The following is a 17,468-nucleotide window of genomic DNA, read 5'->3' as shown; positions in this document are numbered from 1 at the left end:
GTTCGAACGGTCATTCCATGACGGCGCTGTGATCGATCTTGGCCGGCGTTGCCGGCTTGCGCAGCAGGAGCACCAGCGGGATGGCGGCCAGCGACAGGATCATCATCAGCTTGAAATCATTCATGTAGCCGATGATGGTCGCCTGCAGCGTCACCACGCCGTCGAGCGCGGCGCGGCCGGCGGCCGTGTACGGGTTCATCGCTTGCGCGATCGCCGGATCGCTGAACGCCTGGTTGAAGGGCGTCACATAGGTGGCGATATTGGCGTGGTTGATCTGCACGTTCTGCGTCAGCAGCGCGGTGACGACGGATATGCCGACGCTGGAGCCGATGTTTCGCGACAGATTGTAGAGGCCGGTGCCTTCCGCGCGCCGCTCCGGCGCCAGCGTGGCGAAGGTGATGGTGGTCAGCGGCACGAACAGGAAGCCGAGTCCCGCACCCTGGATGAAGCCGGTGCTGATGATCGTCCATTGCGAGACGTCAGGCGTCCAGCCGGTCATGTCGTACATCGCCCAGGCGGTGACCAGCAGGCCGGTCAACAGCAGCCAGCGTGTATCGACCTTGCCGACCAGCCTGCCGACCAGGAACATGCAGGCCATGGTGCCGAGGCCGCGCGGCCCCATGACGATGCCGGCCGTCACCACCGGATAGCCCATCAGCGTCTGCAGATAGGGCGTCATCAGGGCCAGCGAGGCCAGGTAGGTGATGCCGATGATGAAGATGAAGACCATGCCGACGGCGAAATTCCTGTCCAGGAAGAGCCTGGGGTTCACGAAGCTGCTGCGGGCGGTGAAGGTGTGGACGAGGAAGATGTAGAAGGCCGACGCGCAGATCAACGCTTCGACGATGATCTCGGAGGAGGAGAACCAGTTGAGCTGCTCGCCGCGGTCGAGGAACATCTGGAGCGCCGCGATGGTGATGCTGAGCATGCCGAAGCCCAGCCAGTCCAGCCTCGCCTTGAGGTCCGTTTTCGTCTCCTGGACGAACATGGACACGCCGGCGAAGGCCAGGGCGCCGATCGGTACGTTGATGTAGAACACCCAGCGCCAGCTGACGTTCTCGGTCAGCCAGCCGCCGATGACCGGCCCGAGCACCGGCCCGACCATCACCGATACGCCGAACAGCGCCATGGCCGAGCCGCGCTCTTCCACACTATAGATATCGAGCAGGATGCTCTGTGACAGCGGCACCAGGGCTGCGCCGAAAAGGCCCTGCAGCAGGCGGAAGCCGACGATCTGCGGCAGCGACTGCGCGAAGCCGCAAAGCACCGAGGCAACCACGAAGCCGGTGATGGAGATCAGGAGGATGCGTTTGCGGCCGAACCGATTGGCAAGGTAGCCCGAAGGCGGCGTCATCACGGCAGCCGCGACGATATAAGAGGTGAGCACCCAATTGATCTGGTCGGCGCTCGCCGAAACGCTCCCCTGGATATAGGGCAGCGCCACATTGGCGATGGTGGTGTCCAGCGCCTGCATGATGACCGCCAGGATCACGCAGGCGGTGATGGCGCCGCGATTGGCGACCACCGGCGTGGCGCCTGCCGCGGTCATGATTTCTGCTCGGCCCGGTGGATGAGGTTGGTGACGAAGTCGGGCAGGCCGCGCGCATGACCGGTGTCGACGTCGACAACCACGCTCATCCCGCCCCTGAGCGGCGGCTTGCCCTGCGGATCATCGATCGTGACCCGCATCGGGATGCGCTGCACGACCTTGACCCAGTTGCCCGTGGTGTTCTGCGCCGGCAGCAGCGAGAAGCTCGACGACGAGGCGGGGCTGATCGAGGCGATGGTCCCGTGCCAGACGGCGCCAGGATAGGTGTCGACACTGATCGTCGCCGTCTGTCCTGGCCTGACATAGGTCAGTTCGGTTTCCTTGGGCTCCGCCGCGATCCACAGATCGGTCGCCGAGACCAGGCTGAACGCCGGCTGCGAAGCGGGCAGGTACTTGCCGATCTGCAGCGCGTCGACATTGGTGACGATGCCCTCAAACGGCGCTTTAACTATGGAATCGGCGAGATTGCGCTGGGCGTCGTCCACTGCCGACCGGGCCTGCAGGTAGAACGGGTTCTTCTCGACCGGCTGGTTGGCGTCGCCGCCAAGCTGGGCAAGTGTGGCTTGTGCCTGCGCCTTGGCGACGGACACTTTCTGGCGGGCGGCGATGAGGTCGTGCTGGGCGCTGTCGAACGTCGCCTTGGAGGCGGTGGAGGTCTTGAGCAGATCCTGCTGGCGCTGGAAAGCGGCCTCGTAATAGGGGATGTCGGCCTCGGCCTGCTCGATCTGCGCCAGCGACTGCCGATAGCTCGCTTGCAACGTCAGCACCTGGTTGCGCACGGTCCCGAGCTGGGCCTGGGCGGCGGTCAGCGCGGTTTCGAATGAGGCGGGCCGCAGGCGAAACAGCACCTGGCCCTTCTTCACCACCTCGTTCTCGTGGACGTCTATCTCCTGCACCGTGCCGGAGACGTCGGCGGAAACGCCGAGCGACTGGGCCTGGATATAGGCATTGTCGGTCGTCATGGTCTGGCCGCCGACGACGTAATAATAGCCGCCGACCGCCAGCGCCACGGGGAGCAGGGCAAACAGGACCGGCCGCGTCAGGCTGCGCCTGGGCTTGGCCAGCGTCGCAGGTGCCGCGGCGACATTGGCCGCCGGCCGCTCCCTGGACGGAGCCTCGAGTGCCGCCGGCTCCAGAGCGACCGGCGTTTCCAGCTCGTCATTGTCGATGACGGTATTGGCCCGCCTGTGTTCGCGCTCGCTGTCCAGTCGGATGATCTGGTCTTTGGTCCGGCTGGCGGAAGGCTCTGCTTCGGCAGGTTTCTTGGGTGAGGTTGGTTCAGCCATGTAGTTTCTCCCGGTCGACGGCTGGCTGGGTGCAAGCCACGAGCAGATTGGATTTGATCAAGCAGAGGGTTTGCAGCAGTTGCTGCTGTGTTTCAGGGGGAAGGCCGGCGAAGGCCTCATTGCGTGTTTTCTGGCCGTTGCTGCGCATCACTTCGATCAGCGGGCGGGCCTGCGGGGTCAGATAAAGCAGCCAGGCCCTGCGGTCGGAGGGATTGGGCCTGCGTTCGATGAAGCCGCGCGCCTCCATCTTGTCGAGGAGCCGGGCAAGCGTGATCGGCACGATCTCGATGAGGTCGGCGAGTTTGTTCTGGTGAATGCCTTCATGCAGCGAAAGAAGAGCCAGGACCTGCCACTGGGCCCGGGTTAGTCCTGACGTCCGCGAACGCTGCTCGAACCGTTTTCTGAGCAGGCGCGCGACATCGTGCAGCACGAAGCTGATATTGGGCGAGGAGGGCATGGGAGGAGATCGGGGTCGGCGAGCAACTTTTCATGAGCATGCTTATTATCATCATGCACATAATCCTGCTGGACGCTTTGCGCAAGACCGAGTAAGCCCCGGCTTGGAAAAATCGCATGGGCCACGGCATGAAAAGGCTGCCTGCGATTTTGATTCGCCTGCAAGGATTTCGACGATGAATTGGATCAGGGTCGCGGCGGTCACGGCTCTCTTGGGGTATCCGGGCGCGGCGACTGCAAAGGAGGCGGTCAGCTGCGGCGGCGCTGCCATGCTGGGCGGAGCGCAGCTCAATTGCAGCCATGTCGAGGCCGAGGCGCCGCCCCAGTTCTGCACCTATAGCTGGGCTCTGCACACGCCGGCCGGCGACCAGAAGATCGTGGAAGGCAGTTTCGCGCTGCCGCCGCGAGCTTCGAACGTCACTATCTACCAGGGCAGCGGCTTCGACAGCGCGCTGTCCAATCCGATCGTGATCTGCCGCGGCAGCAATTGAGCCCGGCAGTTCGAGAAGGCTCGCGCACCCGCCGTTTGGTGCTATAGGCGGATCACGCTATTTTGACCGGGCGCATGCGAAGCTCAACGTCGCCGCATCGGCCAATCCTTGACGGACCTCGACATGACCGGACCCAATCCCGACATCAAGCACCCGATCCCGATGCACACGCGCGTCGGCTTCCTCAAGGCGCTGGTGAGCGCGCCCAACATCGAGATCGGCGACTTCACCTATTATGACGATCCGGAAGGGCCGGACAAATTCGCCGAGAAATGCGTGCTGCACCACTATTCCTTCATCGGCGACAGGCTGATCATCGGCAAGTTCTGCGCCATCGCCGAAGGTGCCCGCTTCATCATGAACGGCGCCAACCACGCCATGTCCGGTTTTTCGACCTATCCGTTCAACATTTTCGGCCATGGCTGGGAAAAGGGGTTCGACCCCGTCACATGGTCGAAGGAGGTGCGCGGCGACACGGTGGTCGGCAACGACGTCTGGATCGGCATGGAGGCGGTGATCCTGCCGGGGGTGCAAATCGGACATGGCGCCATTGTCGCGGCGAAGTCCGTGGTCACGCACGACGTGCGGCCCTATGCCATCGTCGCCGGCAACGCGGCCAAAGTCGTCAAGATGCGTTTCGACGACAGGACGATCCGGCGGCTGCTGGCGGTGGCATGGTGGGATTGGCCGGTGGACAAGATCAGCCGCAACCTCGATGCCATCAGGGGCGCCGATATTTCTCTTCTGGAGATAGCAGCTTGAACGCTCAATACAGCACCACGATCGGCACCGACCTGTTTACCCGCGGATGGATCTTCATCCGCGGTGTGCCGGCCATGAAGTTCCTGCCGCCGGAAGGGCCGCCGGAAATCGCCTTTGCCGGCCGTTCCAACGTCGGCAAGTCGTCGCTGATCAATGCTCTGGTCAACCAGAAGGGCCTGGCGCGCACCTCCAACACGCCGGGGCGCACGCAGGAACTCAATTATTTCGTGCCGGACGGATTTTCGGGGGAGGGCGCCGACCTGCCGCCAATGGCGCTGGTCGACATGCCGGGCTACGGCTATGCCACCGCGCCCAAGGAAAAGGTAGACGATTGGACGAAGCTGGTCTTCGACTATCTCAAGGGCCGCGTCACGCTGAAGCGGGTCTATGTGCTGATCGACGCCCGCCACGGCATCAAGGCCAAGGACGACGAGGTGCTGTCGCTGCTCGACAAGGCGGCGGTTTCGTACCAGATCGTGCTGACCAAGACCGACAAGATCAAGGCTGCCGGCGTGCCGCGGCTGATTGAGGAGACGCTTGCCAAGATCAAGAAGCGACCGGCGGCGTTTCCTTTCGTGCTGGCGACGTCATCGGAAAAGGCCGAGGGCCTGGAGGAGCTGCGTGCCGCGATCGTGCTCGCGGCCAATGGCGGTTAGCGGCACAAAAAGCCGGGTTAAGCCTTCGCCTCCAGGGCGATCATCTTGTGGCTTTCCTCCGCGGCAAGCATTTCGGTGCCATAGGCCTTCAGGAACATGTCGACGCCCGACCTGACGATATGGTCGATTTCGTCCTGGTTCGGAGCCTTGGCGCGATAGGCGAAGATGCACTGCCGGAAAAGACCGGCCAGGCACAGTTCGGTGAACTGATAGGCGGCAAGGTCGACATCGTCGATCTTGAGCAGGCCACGGTCGATGGCGGCATTGAGGAAGGTCACGACCTTGTCGTGGCCGCGTTTGGGACCGCGTTCGTAAAACCGCGCGCCCATGTCGGGTATCCTGTCGGAGGCGCCGATCACCGTGCGCTGGGCCTGGATGACCTTGGCCGAGGTGATCTTCATGGACAGGACCTTGCCGAATTTCACCAGCGTCTCGCGCAGGTCGTCGGCACGGTCGAGCACGTCATACATGTTCTTGAAGATAGTGCCGCGCTCTTCCTCGATCAGCGCCTCGAACAGCTCTTCCTTGTTCGCGAAGTAGACATAGATCGTGCCTTTCGACACGCCGGCTTCCCGCGTGATGTCGTTCATCGAGGCCGCCTCGAAGCCCTTGTCGATAAAGACCCGGCGGGCGCCATCGATGATCTGGCTGCGCTTGACCGGATCCTGTCCGGCTGCCGGGCGGCCGCGGCGCAAGCTGTCCAGCAGGTCGCCGCAATTGTCGTTTTCGACTTCGGGCGTTGTGTCGGCCATTAAAGTCACACCTCGAAAATAATTCGAACCAAGCGGTTCGATTGCCTCTTGATATGGTCCTCTTTAGGCGCTATGTCAACGCCCGGATCGAACCGAACGGTTCAGTATTATAACATGAGAGAGATGTCATGTCCTCGAACGCGCCGTCCACCGCCGAAGTCCGTCCTTTCCCCAACGCCAAGGTTGCTCCGGCGACGGAAGCACCGGAAGTTCCCGTCCAGCCAGTCGCCGCGCCACCTCTGGCGGAAACTCCGCCGAAGAAGAAGCGTTCCGTGCGCTCTTTGCTGCTGCCGATCATCGGCGTCGCCTTGCTCGGCGCCGGCGCCTGGTACGGCTACGATTACTGGACCACCGGCCGTTTCATGATTTCGACCGACGACGCCTATGTCCAGGCCGACATGGCTTTCATTTCGCCCAAGATCTCCGGCTATGTCGATCAGGTCAAGGTCAGTGAGAACCAGCAGGTCAAGGCCGGCGATCCGCTGCTGACGGTCGATGACGGCGACTACAAAATAGCGGTCGCCCAGGCCGAGGCGCAGATCGCCACGCTAGCCAGGACGCTCGATCGCATCGATGCGCAGACCAAGGCGGCGCAGGCCTCCTTGCAGCAGGCGCAGGCCGCCAAGACCGCCGACCAGGCCGCGGCCGCCAATGCCGCGCGCGCCCAGCAGCGCGCCGCGCAACTGCTCAAGACCCATGTCGGCACCCAGGCGCAACTCGACGACGCCCAGACGGCGCTCGACCAGGCCAACGCCGCTCTCGTCGGCGCCGACGCGCAGATCGCCGCGGCACAGGCCAATATCGGCGTGCTGGAGGCGCAGCGTGCTGAATCGGCAAGCACGCTGGCATCCTTGCAGCTCAGCCGCGACAAGGCCGCGCGGGACCTTTCCTTCACTGTGCTCAAGGCGCCCTATGACGGCGTCGTCGGCAACCGTTCCGTCGAGCAGGGCGACCTCGTCAGCCCCGGCCAGAAGCTCGCCGTCATCGTGCCGATGAACAAACTTTATGTCGTCGCCAACTTCAAGGAGACCCAGCTTGCCCGGCTGGTGCCCGGCGAAAAGGTCAGGATCTCGGTCGATGCCATCGACGGCGAGCCCATCGAGGGCACTGTCTCCTCGCTGGCGCCGGCCTCGGGTGCGGTGTTCTCGCTGCTGCCGCCGGAAAACGCCACCGGCAACTTCACCAAGGTGGTGCAGCGCGTCCCGGTCCGCATCGACGTGCCGGCCGATGCCCTGAAGAGCGGCAGGCTGCGCGCCGGCTTGAGCGTCGTTGTCGCCGTCGACAGCCGCACCGCGCCGGCCGCGACCAACTGAGCGCGCTCCGGGGAGCAACGCCATGGCTACCGCAACCCTGACCGCAGGAGCGCCGCCGGCGAGGCCGGCTGTGCCTGACACCATCTCGACGCGGCGCGTCATAGCCTTCCTGGCGATGGTGTTCGGCATGTTCATGGCCATCCTGGATATCCAGATCGTCTCGGCCTCGCTGGCTGAGATCCAGGCCGGCCTGAGCGCCAGTTCCGACGAGATCCCCTGGGTGCAGACGGCCTATCTGATCGCCGAGGTGGTCATGATCCCGCTGTCCGGCTTTCTCAGCCGGATGCTGTCGACGCGCATTCTGTTCACAATTTCGGCGGCGGGTTTTACCGCCGCCAGCGCGCTCGCCGCGACCGCCACCAACATCGACCAGATGATCGTCTATCGCGCCATCCAGGGCTTTATCGGCGGCGGCATGATCCCCAGCGTCTTCGCGGCCGCCTTCACCATCTTCCCACCGTCGCGCCGTGCCGTCGTGTCGCCGATGATCGGCCTGGTGGCCACCCTGGCGCCGACAATCGGCCCGACCGTCGGCGGCTATATCAGCCACGCAATGTCCTGGCACTGGCTGTTCCTCGTCAATGTCGTGCCCGGCATCCTGGTGACGACGGCGGCCTGGTCGCTGATCGACTTCGACAAGCCCAACCTCAAGCTGTTCTCGAAGTTCGACTGGTGGGGCCTTGCCGGCATGGCGGCGTTCCTCGGCTGCATGGAATATGTGCTCGAGGAAGGCCCGAACAATGATTGGCTGCAGGATCAGGCGGTGTTCATCTGTGCCGTCGTCATGACCTTCGGCGCGGTGCTGTTCTTCTGGCGGGTGTTCACCGCCGAGGAGCCGATCGTCGATCTCAAGGCGTTCAGCAATATCAACTTCGCCTTCGGCTCGCTGTTCTCCTTCGTCATCGGCATCGGGCTCTACGGTCTCACCTATCTCTACCCCGTGTTCCTCGGACGCATCCGCGGCTACGATTCGATGATGATCGGCGAGGCGCTGTTCGTCAGCGGCCTGGCGATGTTCTTCACCGCGCCGGTCTCGGGCATCCTGTCGAACAAGATGGACCCGCGCTTGATGATGATGATCGGCTTCTTCGGCTTTGCCACCGGAACATGGTGGATGACGCACCTGACCGCCGACTGGGATTTCTACGAGCTGCTTATCCCGCAGATCCTGCGCGGCTGTTCGATGATGCTGTGCATGGTGCCGATCAACAACATCGCGCTCGGCACGCTGCCGCCCGAGCGGCTGAAGAATGCATCGGGCCTGTTCAACCTGACCCGCAATCTCGGCGGTGCCGTCGGCCTTGCCCTGATCAACACGGTGCTGATCGACCGCAACGCCTTCCACTATGCAAGGCTCTCCGAGCACGTGCAGTGGGGAAGTGCGGCCGCGCAGCAGAAGCTTCAGAACATGACGCTCAATTTCGAGCAGACCGCCGGCCTGGATGCGGCCAGCGCGGCGATCTCGAAATTGTCGGGCATGGTCCAGCAGCAGGCGGCGCTGCTGTCCTTCATGGATGTGTTCTACATGCTGACGGTGCTGTTCGCGACGCTTGGCCTGTTTACCATGATGATTCGCAAACCGGCGGCCGCCGGCGGTGGTGGCGGCGGGCACTGACACCAGGGCAACACCGGGAAAAACGGTTTGCGTCCGGAATCGCGCTGAAAGCAAGGAAACACGGGCAGCCGTTTCGGGAAGCTCCTCCAGTCCACGCCCGAAATGATTGACCGCTAAAAAACTCCGGGCCGCAAGCCCGGAGTTTTTTCATATCGCGGCCGCATGGTCTCAGGCTGTGGCGGGCTTGAAGCTCAGCGCCACGCCGTTGATGCAGTGACGCAGCCCGGTCGGCGGCGGGCCGTCGTCGAAGACATGGCCCAGATGGCCGCCGCAGCGGCGGCAGTGGACTTCGGTGCGAGTCATGCCGAGCGACCGGTCCTCCGTTTTGCCGACGGCACTGGCGATCTCCTGCCAGAAACTCGGCCAGCCGGTGCCGGAATCGAACTTCGTCTCGGAGGAGTAAACCGGCAGGTCGCAGCCGGCGCAGGCGAAGACGCCCTTGCGGTGCTCGTTGAGCAGCGGGCTGGTGCCGGGATATTCCGTGCCTTCCTTGCGCAGCACGTCGAAGGCCGCAGGAGACAGGATCGCGCGCCATTCGGCATCGGTCTTGGTAACTTCGAAGGTTTCCGCCGCGCGCGCATCCTGCGATCCGCCCATGCGCAGCAGAGATGCCGTGCCGGCGGCCACGCCGATTGCGGCGGCGCCGCTCAAGAGAAAGTCGCGACGGTTCATGGCCAATCCTCCTGCTGTCTGTTTGCCACATTCAACGTTCGGCTGAAAATCAAAAGCCGTTGAGGACCGAACGTTGCCCGCACCAGGCTCCCGGATGGAGCCACGGGCGGAGCGGACGCCTGCCGGTCGCGCGGCGCCTGAACGAAGCCGCGCACCGGCAGGGGAGCCTTGCTGCCTGTTCGCCGGCAGCGCGCCGTTTGTTACATCTTCGGCAAAAGAACCTTGTCGATGACATGGATGACGCCATTGGACTGCCTGACGTCGGCAATCGTCACATGGGCGACATTGCCGTTCTCGTCCGTGACGGTGACCTTGCCCTTGTCGGCCTTGAGCGTCAGCTCGCAGCCGCCGGCGGTCTTGACCACATGCGCGCCGCCATCGGCCTTGGCCATCTTGGCGACGTCGGCGGCCATCGCTTTCGCCGCGATCACATGGCACGTCAGGACCTTGGTCAGCTTGTCCTTGTTTTCGGGCTTGAGCAGCGTTTCGACCGTGCCGGCCGGAAGTGCTGCAAAGGCCTCGTTGGTGGGAGCGAAGACGGTGAAGGGCCCGGCGCCCTGCAGCGTGTCGACCAGGCCCGCTGCCTTGACGGCAGCGACCAGCGTCGTGTGGTCCTTCGAATTGACGGCGTTCTCGATGATGTTCTTCTTGGCGTACATGGGTGCGCCCCCGACCATCGGATTGGCGGCATAGGCGATGGTGCCGAGCGCCGAGAGGCCGATCGTACCGGCGAGCAAAAGGGTGGCGAGTTTACGCATGATGTAAGTCTCCTCGGGTTATTTTCCCCATCATTGGGAACGCGAGGAGATACGGGCCATGAAAAACTTAGTTTCGCTTCCTATGAAAGAATTCTCATTCTTCCAAATGAGGCACAGTGATTTCGGCGGATAGGCTGAACCAACCGCGGGAATTTGGTTCGCAGTTTATCCATGCAAAAATAGACTTCACTATTTTGCAAGTTGACGGCCCCGGCGGGGAGCCGTCAGATGCCCTTCAGGTCACCCGCCGCGACCACCGGTCCCGTCGGCTGGCCGGTCGGCGAACCGCCTGAAGGCTCGAGGCTGACCGCCAGCACGGCGCCCTGCGCAAGTTTCTGCTGCACGGCCGGCGAAACCGTCACATGCGCAGCCTTCCCAGCCGGGATGACGCCCATCGAAACCGGCGCGTTATTGCCCGCGATCACCCACAGTTCGAAGTCCTTGCCGGAGGCCCGCTCACCGGAAACGTGCGACAGGCCGACTTCATGATGCGCCGCGTCATAGACGACGAGGTATCTGACGTCGCTGCCTTCGGCAGCCAGCGAGGCGACAAGCTGTGGTTGTTGGAGCGGCGGGTTGATGAAAGGCAAGGCGATATAGATCGCCAGCGCCGCGATGGCGGCGGCGGCAAGGCCGCGCCAGAAGGCAAGGCTCGACCATAGGCCGGCGCGAGGCTGCGAGGCGAACAGCCGGCGGTCGATCGCCTCCTTGACCCTGATCGGAGGTTCTGTCCCGGGATAGGCGACGGCCAAGGGCGAAAAATGGGCCTCCCAGGCATCGACAAGCCTAGCGAATGCGGCGTCGCCATCGATGCGGCGGGACGCGATCTGGCGTTCTTCCGCTGTCAGCACGCCAAGAACATATTCGGCGGCGAACAGGTCGTCGCCTCCACGTTCCGGTCCGTCGTCGTCTGCCGGCGTCATCTTTCCAGACACTCTCTGAGCTTCACCAGGCTGCGCCGCAGCCAGGTTCGCATCGTGTTCAGCGGCACGCCATGGCGCTCCGCCAGTTCGGCATAGCTCTCGCCGTTCAGATAAGCGCCCCGGACAGCCGCTGCCCGGCCCTTCTCCAATTCCTCGAGACAATGATAGATGCGCTCGGACTCGGCACCTGCCACGGTCATCGCCTCCGGTCCCGGCGCCGGATCGGCCACATCGAGCGCGGCATCGATATAGGCGGCGGGTTCCCGCCGCGCCCTGATGCGATCGATCGCATGGTTGCGCGCGATGGCCACCAGCCAGGACATCGGGCTTAGATCCGAGACGGCGAAACGGTCCGCCTTCGTCCATATTTTGACGAAGACCTCCTGAAGCGCCTCTTCGGCATCTCCCCGGTCCTTCAATACACGAAGGCAGACACCGAAAAGTTTCGCGCTGGTCTGCCGGTACAGCAGATCGAACGAAGCCCGGTCCTTCATCGAAGTCCGGACAATCAGATTGCTGATCTCCTGTGGCGTCATGTCGGCAAATTAGGGGATTGCGATGTATTTGCAACGGCGCAAATTTCCGTGCACCCAAAGCTTTCCGCACCGCGCCGCACTCGTTCCATCGCTCGATTGCCAACGGATTGGCCGCTGGTTACCTTGCTTGGATCGGGGGAGCGCGCATGTCGGTCGAACGGGTGCTGTGGGAAGAAGACGCCACCGGCCTTGCCGCGTTGGTGCGCAAGGGCGAGGTTTCGCCGGTCGAACTGGTCGACGCGGCGATCGCACGCGCCGAGGCCAGCCGGCCTGAAATCAATGCCACGGCCGAGCCACTCTACGATGCGGCGCGCAGCCGGGCGAAAGGCATCGACCGTTCCCTGCCGCTGGCCGGCGTGCCCTTCGCCATCAAGGATCTCGGCATCGCCATTAAAGGCGTGCCGTCGCATGGCGGTAGCCGCATCCCCGCCTGGGTGCCGGAGGTCAGCTCGGTGCTGACCGAGCGCTATCTCGCCGCCGGACTGATACCCATCGTCACCTCGACATCGCCCGAACACGGGCTGCGGCTGATGACCGAATCAAAGGCCTTCGGCATCACCCGCAATCCCTGGAACATCGGCCATACCAGCGGCGGCTCGTCCGGCGGCGCTGCGGCACTGGTCGCCGCCGGCGTCGTGCCGGTGGCGCATGCCTCCGATGGCGGCGGCTCGATCCGCGTGCCTTCTGCCTGCACCGGGCTGGTCGGCCTCAAGACCTCACGCGGCCGCGTCCCGCTGTCGCCATTGGTGAGCGAAAGCTGGTACGGCATGGTGGTCGACCATGCCGTAACCCGCTCGGTGCGCGATTGCGCCCTGCTGCTTGACCTCACCCATGGCCCCGACCCGCTCGCGCCCTATGCCGCGCTGCCGCCGAAAGGTGCGTTCGCCGCGGCTGCCGCGCGCGATCCCGGCAAGCTCAAGCTCGCAATGTACCGGAACTCTCCACTTGGCCTGCCGATTTCGGCCGAGACGCTGAAAGCGCTCGATACCGCGGTTGCGCTCACCCGCGAGGGCGGCCACAGCGTCGAGGAAATCGATTTGCCCTCCATCGGTCGCGACTTCTTCGCCGATTTCTGCAGAACGGTTGCCTCGGCGGTCGCAGGCATGTTGCGGGCCGAAGCGGTGCGCATCGGCCGCACCGTCACCGGCGACATCGAGCGCGCGACGCGGGTGCTCGGCCGATTGGGCGAAATGGTCTCGGCCGGCGAGACCTATTCAGGCTTGCAGCGGCTGCATGCCGCCTCGCGGCAACTGATTGCGGAGACGGCTCGGTATGACGCCGTGCTGATGCCTATCATCGCCCACCCGCCGCTCGCCTGCGGTGCGATGGACCCGAAGGGCGCCGACGAGCTCATCGAGAATATGCTCGACAAGCTTCGCCTCACGGCGCTGCTCAGGATCGAACCGCTGTTCGGCCAGCTGATGGACAAGAGCCTGTGGTTCACCCACTGGCCGGCGATCCAGAATGTCAGCGGCCAGCCGTCCATCGCGCTGCCCATCCACGTCACCGAAGCCGGCCTGCCGCTCGGCATCCAGGCCGCGGGCCGGCCCGGTGACGAGGAGACGCTTTTGTCCCTGGCCGCGCAGATGGAGAAGATCTCCGGTTGGCGGGGCCGCAGGGCGCCGCTTATGGTGCCATAAGCGATGACGAGGTCGTGAGCCGCTCGAATATGACAGCAAAGCCGTTTGCGGCCCGCGCCAATTCCCGCTAAGACGCCGCCGTCTTTACCTGATGCATGTCGCCCAGAAATGCGCAGCTGTTTTGGGACAACGGCAGGCATGAAATCAAAAACCAGGGAACCACGCCGATGACGGACATTGCCGCCACCGCCGAAATGCAGGCCGCCCTGCTGTCGCGGGCGCTGCCCTACATGCAGCGCTACGAGAACAAGACGGTGGTGGTGAAATATGGCGGCCACGCCATGGGCGACAGCGAACTCGGCAAAGCCTTCGCGCGCGACATCGCGCTGTTGAAACAGTCCGGCGTCAACCCGATCGTCGTCCATGGCGGCGGGCCGCAGATCGGCGCCATGCTCAACAAGATGGGCATTGAATCCAAATTCGAGGGCGGCCTGCGCGTCACCGACCAGAAGACGGTCGAGATCGTCGAGATGGTGCTGGCGGGCTCGATCAACAAGGAGATCGTCGCGCTCATCAATGCCGAGGGCGAATGGGCGATCGGCCTGTGCGGCAAGGACGGCAACATGGTCTTCGCCGAAAAGGCGCGCAAGACCATGATCGATCCGGACTCCAACATCGAGCGCGTACTCGATCTCGGCTTCGTCGGCGAGCCGGTCGAGGTCGACCGCACGCTGCTCGACCTTTTGGCGCGCTCCGAGATGATCCCGGTGCTGGCGCCGGTGGCGCCGGGCCGCGATGGCCACACCTACAACATCAATGCCGATACCTTCGCCGGCGCCATCGCCGGCGCCTGCAAGGCCTCGCGTCTTCTGTTCCTCACCGATGTGCCGGGCGTGCTCGACAAGAACAAGAAGTTGATCGACGAGCTGACAGTCGCCGAGGCCAGGGCGCTGATCAAGGACGGCACGGTGTCGGGCGGCATGATCCCAAAGGTCGAGACCTGCATCGAGGCGATCGAGCGCGGCGTCGAAGGCGTCGTCATCCTCAACGGCAAGACGCCGCATTCGGTGCTGCTCGAACTGTTCACCGAGCACGGCGCCGGCACGCTGATCGTGCCTTGATATTTGTGGGCTGTCGCGCCGGACGCTAGTCCGGCAGAGCGGCGACCGCCACGATCTCGATGACGAGATCGGGATGCGCAAGTGCGGCAACCCCGATCACCTCCGAGGGCGGCGGATTGTTGTAGCTGCAGTGCTTCGGGCAGTGCGTGGCGAAGAATTCGTCCATGACGTCCAGTCGGAAATTGGGGGAACTCAGAACGCCGCCGTCCGGAAATGGTCCTTTGACATATTGGGTAATCTTGACGAGATGCTCGAGCGAGCTGCCAAGCTCCTCCAGGTCCGATTTGATGGTCGTCAAAATGGAGCGCCATTGCGTCGCCGCGTCCCCGACGGCGCCACCTTTGCCCGTCGACGGGTCGTAATCTTCGGCCGTGCCCGTATTGCCGGCGAGAAAGACATAGCCCCTGGCGCCGCTGACGACGGTGCCTTTTCCCCAAGGCATCAGCCTGCCCTCTTTCATCTTTTTATGGGTGACAAGCTCCATCGCTTCCTCCTGCCGGACACCCTCCGCTTCCAGGAAGTAGCGCGCAGCCTGATAACGGCCAGCGTGAAAAAGTCAGGCGCGGTGCGAATGCATGGCCGCGAGCACGGCAGGTTTCCGTGCCGTCCGTTCGAACACCATCGATTGCTCTTGCGCGTCCTGCGGCGCGCCCCGGAAATCAGCCGGCGTTGGGCCATCTTCACCCGGCCGTTGCGCGTCAGAAATCCCCAGACTCGCGGAAGCAGACCCGCCGCCCCATCTGCGTATGGCGGACCTCTTCATGGATGATCCGCCCATGCTGCCGGCGCCATTACCGCCGCAGATGCCCAAGCGGCACGTGGCCGGGTCCCTTGATGTTCTGCAGCACGAGCTGCGTGTGGACGTCGCGCACACCGTCGAGCCGCATCAGCCGGTGCATGACGAAGGCGTTGAGTTCGTCGACCGACGGCACCATCACGTGCAGCAGGAAGTCGTGGTCGCCGGTCATCGTCCAGCAGGATGATACCTCGTCCATGCGCTGGACCGCGGCGATGAAGCTCTCGGGCGAACCGTCGCTGTGGCTGACCAGCCGCACCTGGATGAACACCTCGACCGTCAGGCCGACGGCACGGCGGCTGAGCACGGCGGCAAAGCCCTTGATGATGCCGGCCTCCTGCAGCGCCTCGAAGCGCCGCGCGCAAGGTGTCGTCGATAGGCCGATCTCCTGCGCCAGTTCCGAGACCGGCTTGCGTCCGTCGCGCTGGAGGATATCGAGCATCTTGATCTCGAAATCATCGAATTGAGGCATTTTAACTCCGCTATGGCGCATTCCGAGTGGATGTTATCGAAAAATCCTCATTCCGGCTATCGCCAAAACCGATTTGCCTCCGCAAATCCGGTTAGAATTCAGAATTCAGGACTGGCGAGGAGAAAAACCATGACGACGATGAGCGTTGCCGAATATGCCCGCGACTGCGCGGCTCAAGGGCTGCGCGGCGACTACTCGGTCTGCCGTGCTGATTTCACCGTGGCGCAGGGCTATGACTACAGCGCCGACGAACAGGCGGTGTGGCGCACACTGTGCGACCGCCAGACGAAACTGACGCGCAAGCTCGCCCACCATTCCTATCTCGACGGCGTCGACAAGCTCGGCCTGCTCGACCGCATCCCGGACTTCGACGAAGTCAGTGCCAGGTTGCGCAAGCTGACTGGTTGGGAGATCGTCGCCGTGCCAGGGCTCATCCCGGCCGCGCCCTTCTTCGACCATCTCGCCAGCCGCCGTTTCCCCGTCACCAACTGGCTGCGGACGCAGCAGGAACTCGACTACATCGTCGAACCCGACATGTTCCATGATTTCTTCGGCCATGTGCCGGTGTTGTCGCAGCCGGTCTTCGCCGACTTCATGCAGATGTACGGCCAGAAGGCGGGCGACATCATCGCGCTCGGCGGCGACGAAATGATCAGCCGGCTCTACTGGTATACGGCCGAATACGGCCTCATGCAGGAGAGTGGTCAGCCGCTGAAGGCCTTCGGCGCCGGCCTGATGTCATCCTTCACGGAGTTGCAGTTCGCGGTCGAGAGCAAGGATGCGCACCATGCGCCTTTCGACCTGGAAACGGTGATGCGCACGGGCTACGAAATCGACAAGTTCCAGCGCGTCTATTTCGTGCTGCCGTCCTTCGACGCGCTACGCGACACATTCCAGACCGCGGATTTCGCGGCGATCGTCGCTCGCCGCATGGGCGAGCCCGCACTCGACCCGGCGACTGTCTAGGGCAATCCAGGAAAAGTGTGCACGGTTTTCCCGGGGAAAGCGCGTAGCGCTTTCCCCTTGGGAATTGCGCAAAAACAAAGAGATAGAGCAGTTCAGCGTTCCACGGGACGGTGAATTGCTCTAGCCGGATTCGGATGGGCAGGGGCGAGCGAAACCTCGCCCTTTCTATAGTGCGGCATAGATGTTGCGGTTGAATTTCGTCTCCATCACCACATGCGAAGCGGTTTTGACGATGCCGCCGATTTCATTCAGCGCGTTCACTTCCCGGTTCAGCTTCTCGAGCGTCTCGGCCGCGACATGGATGATCAGGTCCCACTCGCCGGTTATGGCATAGACCGCCTGGATCGAAGCCATCGCCTTGATCTTCCTGGAGACGTCCGGGTAGCTCTTGTTGTTCAGGGCGGCGAAGGTGAAACAGTGGACGGAATTCTGAGCCGCCTCCTTGGTCAGCCGCACCGCGTAGCCTTCAATGACGCCGCCCGCCTCGAGCTTTTGTATGCGCTCCTGCAAGGCAGTCCGGGATACGCCGAGCTGACGCGCCAGTGATGCGACCGGCTCACGCGCGTTCTTCTGCATCAGCGCGAGCAGCTGGCGATCTTTTTCGGTCAATTCCACAATCAATCCTCTCCTTCGATCCGCCCTGGAACCGTCAATCCCTCGGCGTGATCCTATCGGCTGAACCACGTCCGCGACAATCCTGAGGAACAGCCGGTGCAGGCTGCGCAAGGCTGAAATATCCGGCATTTTGCCGCCTCACGGCACGC

General features: G+C 63.4%; 19 protein-coding genes. 8 read left to right on the top strand and 11 right to left on the bottom strand.

Going from position 1 to position 17,468, the window contains the following annotated elements; genetic code table 11:
- Positions 1-10 precede the first annotated feature (10 nt).
- Genes LB566_RS20985 through LB566_RS20975 form a run of 3 tightly spaced genes read right to left on the bottom strand, consistent with a single transcriptional unit; the run spans position 11 to position 3,292 of the window.
- Positions 11-1,549 carry a DHA2 family efflux MFS transporter permease subunit gene (locus LB566_RS20985; protein ID WP_140551650.1) on the bottom strand — a complete coding sequence of 513 codons (1,539 nt, stop codon included), beginning with the start codon at positions 1,547-1,549 and terminating at the stop codon, positions 11-13.
- Positions 1,546-2,835, bottom strand: coding sequence for an HlyD family secretion protein (locus LB566_RS20980; protein ID WP_224626597.1), 1,290 nt, complete (start codon positions 2,833-2,835; stop codon positions 1,546-1,548). The genes LB566_RS20985 and LB566_RS20980 overlap by 4 nt, the downstream gene beginning before the upstream one ends.
- Positions 2,828-3,292 carry a MarR family winged helix-turn-helix transcriptional regulator gene (locus tag LB566_RS20975; RefSeq protein WP_224626594.1) on the bottom strand — a complete coding sequence of 155 codons (465 nt, stop codon included), beginning with the start codon at positions 3,290-3,292 and terminating at the stop codon, positions 2,828-2,830. The genes LB566_RS20980 and LB566_RS20975 overlap by 8 nt, the downstream gene beginning before the upstream one ends.
- A gap of 175 nt (positions 3,293-3,467) precedes the next feature.
- On the opposite strand from LB566_RS20975, the gene LB566_RS20970 reads away from it, so the two are divergent.
- The 3 genes from LB566_RS20970 to yihA all read left to right on the top strand — a co-directional run bounded on the left by LB566_RS20970 (position 3,468) and on the right by yihA (position 5,200).
- Positions 3,468-3,782, top strand: a complete 315-nt coding sequence (locus LB566_RS20970) for a hypothetical protein (protein ID WP_224626592.1) — start codon at positions 3,468-3,470, stop codon at positions 3,780-3,782.
- Positions 3,783-3,905: 123 nt separating this feature from the next.
- A complete protein-coding gene (locus tag LB566_RS20965) occupies positions 3,906-4,544 on the top strand; it encodes a CatB-related O-acetyltransferase (protein WP_224626589.1) in 639 nt (212 codons plus the stop codon).
- Positions 4,541-5,200, top strand: a complete 660-nt coding sequence (gene yihA, locus LB566_RS20960) for a ribosome biogenesis GTP-binding protein YihA/YsxC (protein WP_140551645.1) — start codon at positions 4,541-4,543, stop codon at positions 5,198-5,200. Before LB566_RS20965 ends, yihA begins: the two co-directional genes overlap by 4 nt.
- A 17-nt stretch (positions 5,201-5,217) precedes the next feature.
- Here yihA and LB566_RS20955 read toward each other — a convergent pair whose 3' ends face one another.
- Positions 5,218-5,952, bottom strand: a complete 735-nt coding sequence (locus LB566_RS20955; protein ID WP_140551644.1) for a TetR/AcrR family transcriptional regulator — start codon at positions 5,950-5,952, stop codon at positions 5,218-5,220.
- A 128-nt stretch (positions 5,953-6,080) separates the two neighbouring features.
- Between LB566_RS20955 and LB566_RS20950 the strand changes: the two genes are divergently transcribed.
- Together LB566_RS20950 and LB566_RS20945 are read left to right on the top strand one after the other, a co-directional pair.
- The gene (locus LB566_RS20950) at positions 6,081-7,265 is read left to right on the top strand and encodes an HlyD family secretion protein (protein WP_224626586.1); all 1,185 of its coding nucleotides are present in this window, start codon (positions 6,081-6,083) and stop codon (positions 7,263-7,265) included.
- Between the two features lie 22 nt (positions 7,266-7,287).
- Positions 7,288-8,880: a DHA2 family efflux MFS transporter permease subunit gene (locus tag LB566_RS20945; RefSeq protein ID WP_140551642.1), complete on the top strand. Its 1,593-nt coding sequence runs from the start codon at positions 7,288-7,290 to the stop codon at positions 8,878-8,880.
- 168 nt (positions 8,881-9,048) lie between these two features.
- On the opposite strand, the gene msrB is transcribed toward LB566_RS20945, so the two are convergent.
- From msrB to LB566_RS20925, 4 genes are all read right to left on the bottom strand, one after another.
- A complete protein-coding gene (gene msrB / locus LB566_RS20940; RefSeq protein WP_224626583.1) occupies positions 9,049-9,552 on the bottom strand; it encodes a peptide-methionine (R)-S-oxide reductase MsrB in 504 nt (167 codons plus the stop codon).
- 200 nt (positions 9,553-9,752) lie between these two features.
- The gene (locus tag LB566_RS20935; protein ID WP_140551640.1) at positions 9,753-10,310 is read right to left on the bottom strand and encodes a fasciclin domain-containing protein; all 558 of its coding nucleotides are present in this window, start codon (positions 10,308-10,310) and stop codon (positions 9,753-9,755) included.
- 224 nt (positions 10,311-10,534) lie between these two features.
- On the bottom strand, positions 10,535-11,233 hold the full coding sequence (locus LB566_RS20930) for an anti-sigma factor domain-containing protein (protein WP_224626566.1): 699 nt from the start codon (positions 11,231-11,233) through the stop codon (positions 10,535-10,537).
- Positions 11,230-11,769 (bottom strand): sigma-70 family RNA polymerase sigma factor, encoded by a 540-nt coding sequence (locus tag LB566_RS20925; RefSeq protein WP_224626563.1) that lies wholly within the window; start codon positions 11,767-11,769, stop codon positions 11,230-11,232. The genes LB566_RS20930 and LB566_RS20925 overlap by 4 nt, the downstream gene beginning before the upstream one ends.
- 146 nt (positions 11,770-11,915) lie before the next feature.
- On the opposite strand from LB566_RS20925, the gene LB566_RS20920 reads away from it, so the two are divergent.
- Together LB566_RS20920 and argB are read left to right on the top strand one after the other, a co-directional pair.
- Entirely contained in the window at positions 11,916-13,409 is a 1,494-nt protein-coding gene (locus tag LB566_RS20920; protein WP_224626561.1) for an amidase, read from the top strand.
- A gap of 167 nt (positions 13,410-13,576) precedes the next feature.
- Positions 13,577-14,470 carry an acetylglutamate kinase gene (gene argB / locus LB566_RS20915; protein WP_140551636.1) on the top strand — a complete coding sequence of 298 codons (894 nt, stop codon included), beginning with the start codon at positions 13,577-13,579 and terminating at the stop codon, positions 14,468-14,470.
- Between the two features lie 25 nt (positions 14,471-14,495).
- On the opposite strand, the gene LB566_RS20910 is transcribed toward argB, so the two are convergent.
- Together LB566_RS20910 and LB566_RS20905 are read right to left on the bottom strand one after the other, a co-directional pair.
- Positions 14,496-14,954, bottom strand: a complete 459-nt coding sequence (locus LB566_RS20910; protein ID WP_140551635.1) for a RidA family protein — start codon at positions 14,952-14,954, stop codon at positions 14,496-14,498.
- 307 nt (positions 14,955-15,261) lie between these two features.
- Entirely contained in the window at positions 15,262-15,738 is a 477-nt protein-coding gene (locus tag LB566_RS20905; RefSeq protein WP_140491470.1) for an Lrp/AsnC family transcriptional regulator, read from the bottom strand.
- 129 nt (positions 15,739-15,867) lie between these two features.
- Between LB566_RS20905 and phhA the strand changes: the two genes are divergently transcribed.
- Entirely contained in the window at positions 15,868-16,704 is an 837-nt protein-coding gene (gene phhA / locus LB566_RS20900; RefSeq protein ID WP_224626558.1) for a phenylalanine 4-monooxygenase, read from the top strand.
- Positions 16,705-16,869: 165 nt separating this feature from the next.
- On the opposite strand, the gene LB566_RS20895 is transcribed toward phhA, so the two are convergent.
- On the bottom strand, positions 16,870-17,430 hold the full coding sequence (locus LB566_RS20895) for an Lrp/AsnC family transcriptional regulator (protein WP_224626556.1): 561 nt from the start codon (positions 17,428-17,430) through the stop codon (positions 16,870-16,872).
- Positions 17,431-17,468: the final 38 nt, after the last annotated feature.

Source organism: Mesorhizobium sp. CA13 (genome assembly GCF_020165235.1).
Classification (GTDB): domain Bacteria; phylum Pseudomonadota; class Alphaproteobacteria; order Rhizobiales; family Rhizobiaceae; genus Mesorhizobium.
This window is presented reverse-complemented; position numbering and strand designations above follow the sequence as displayed.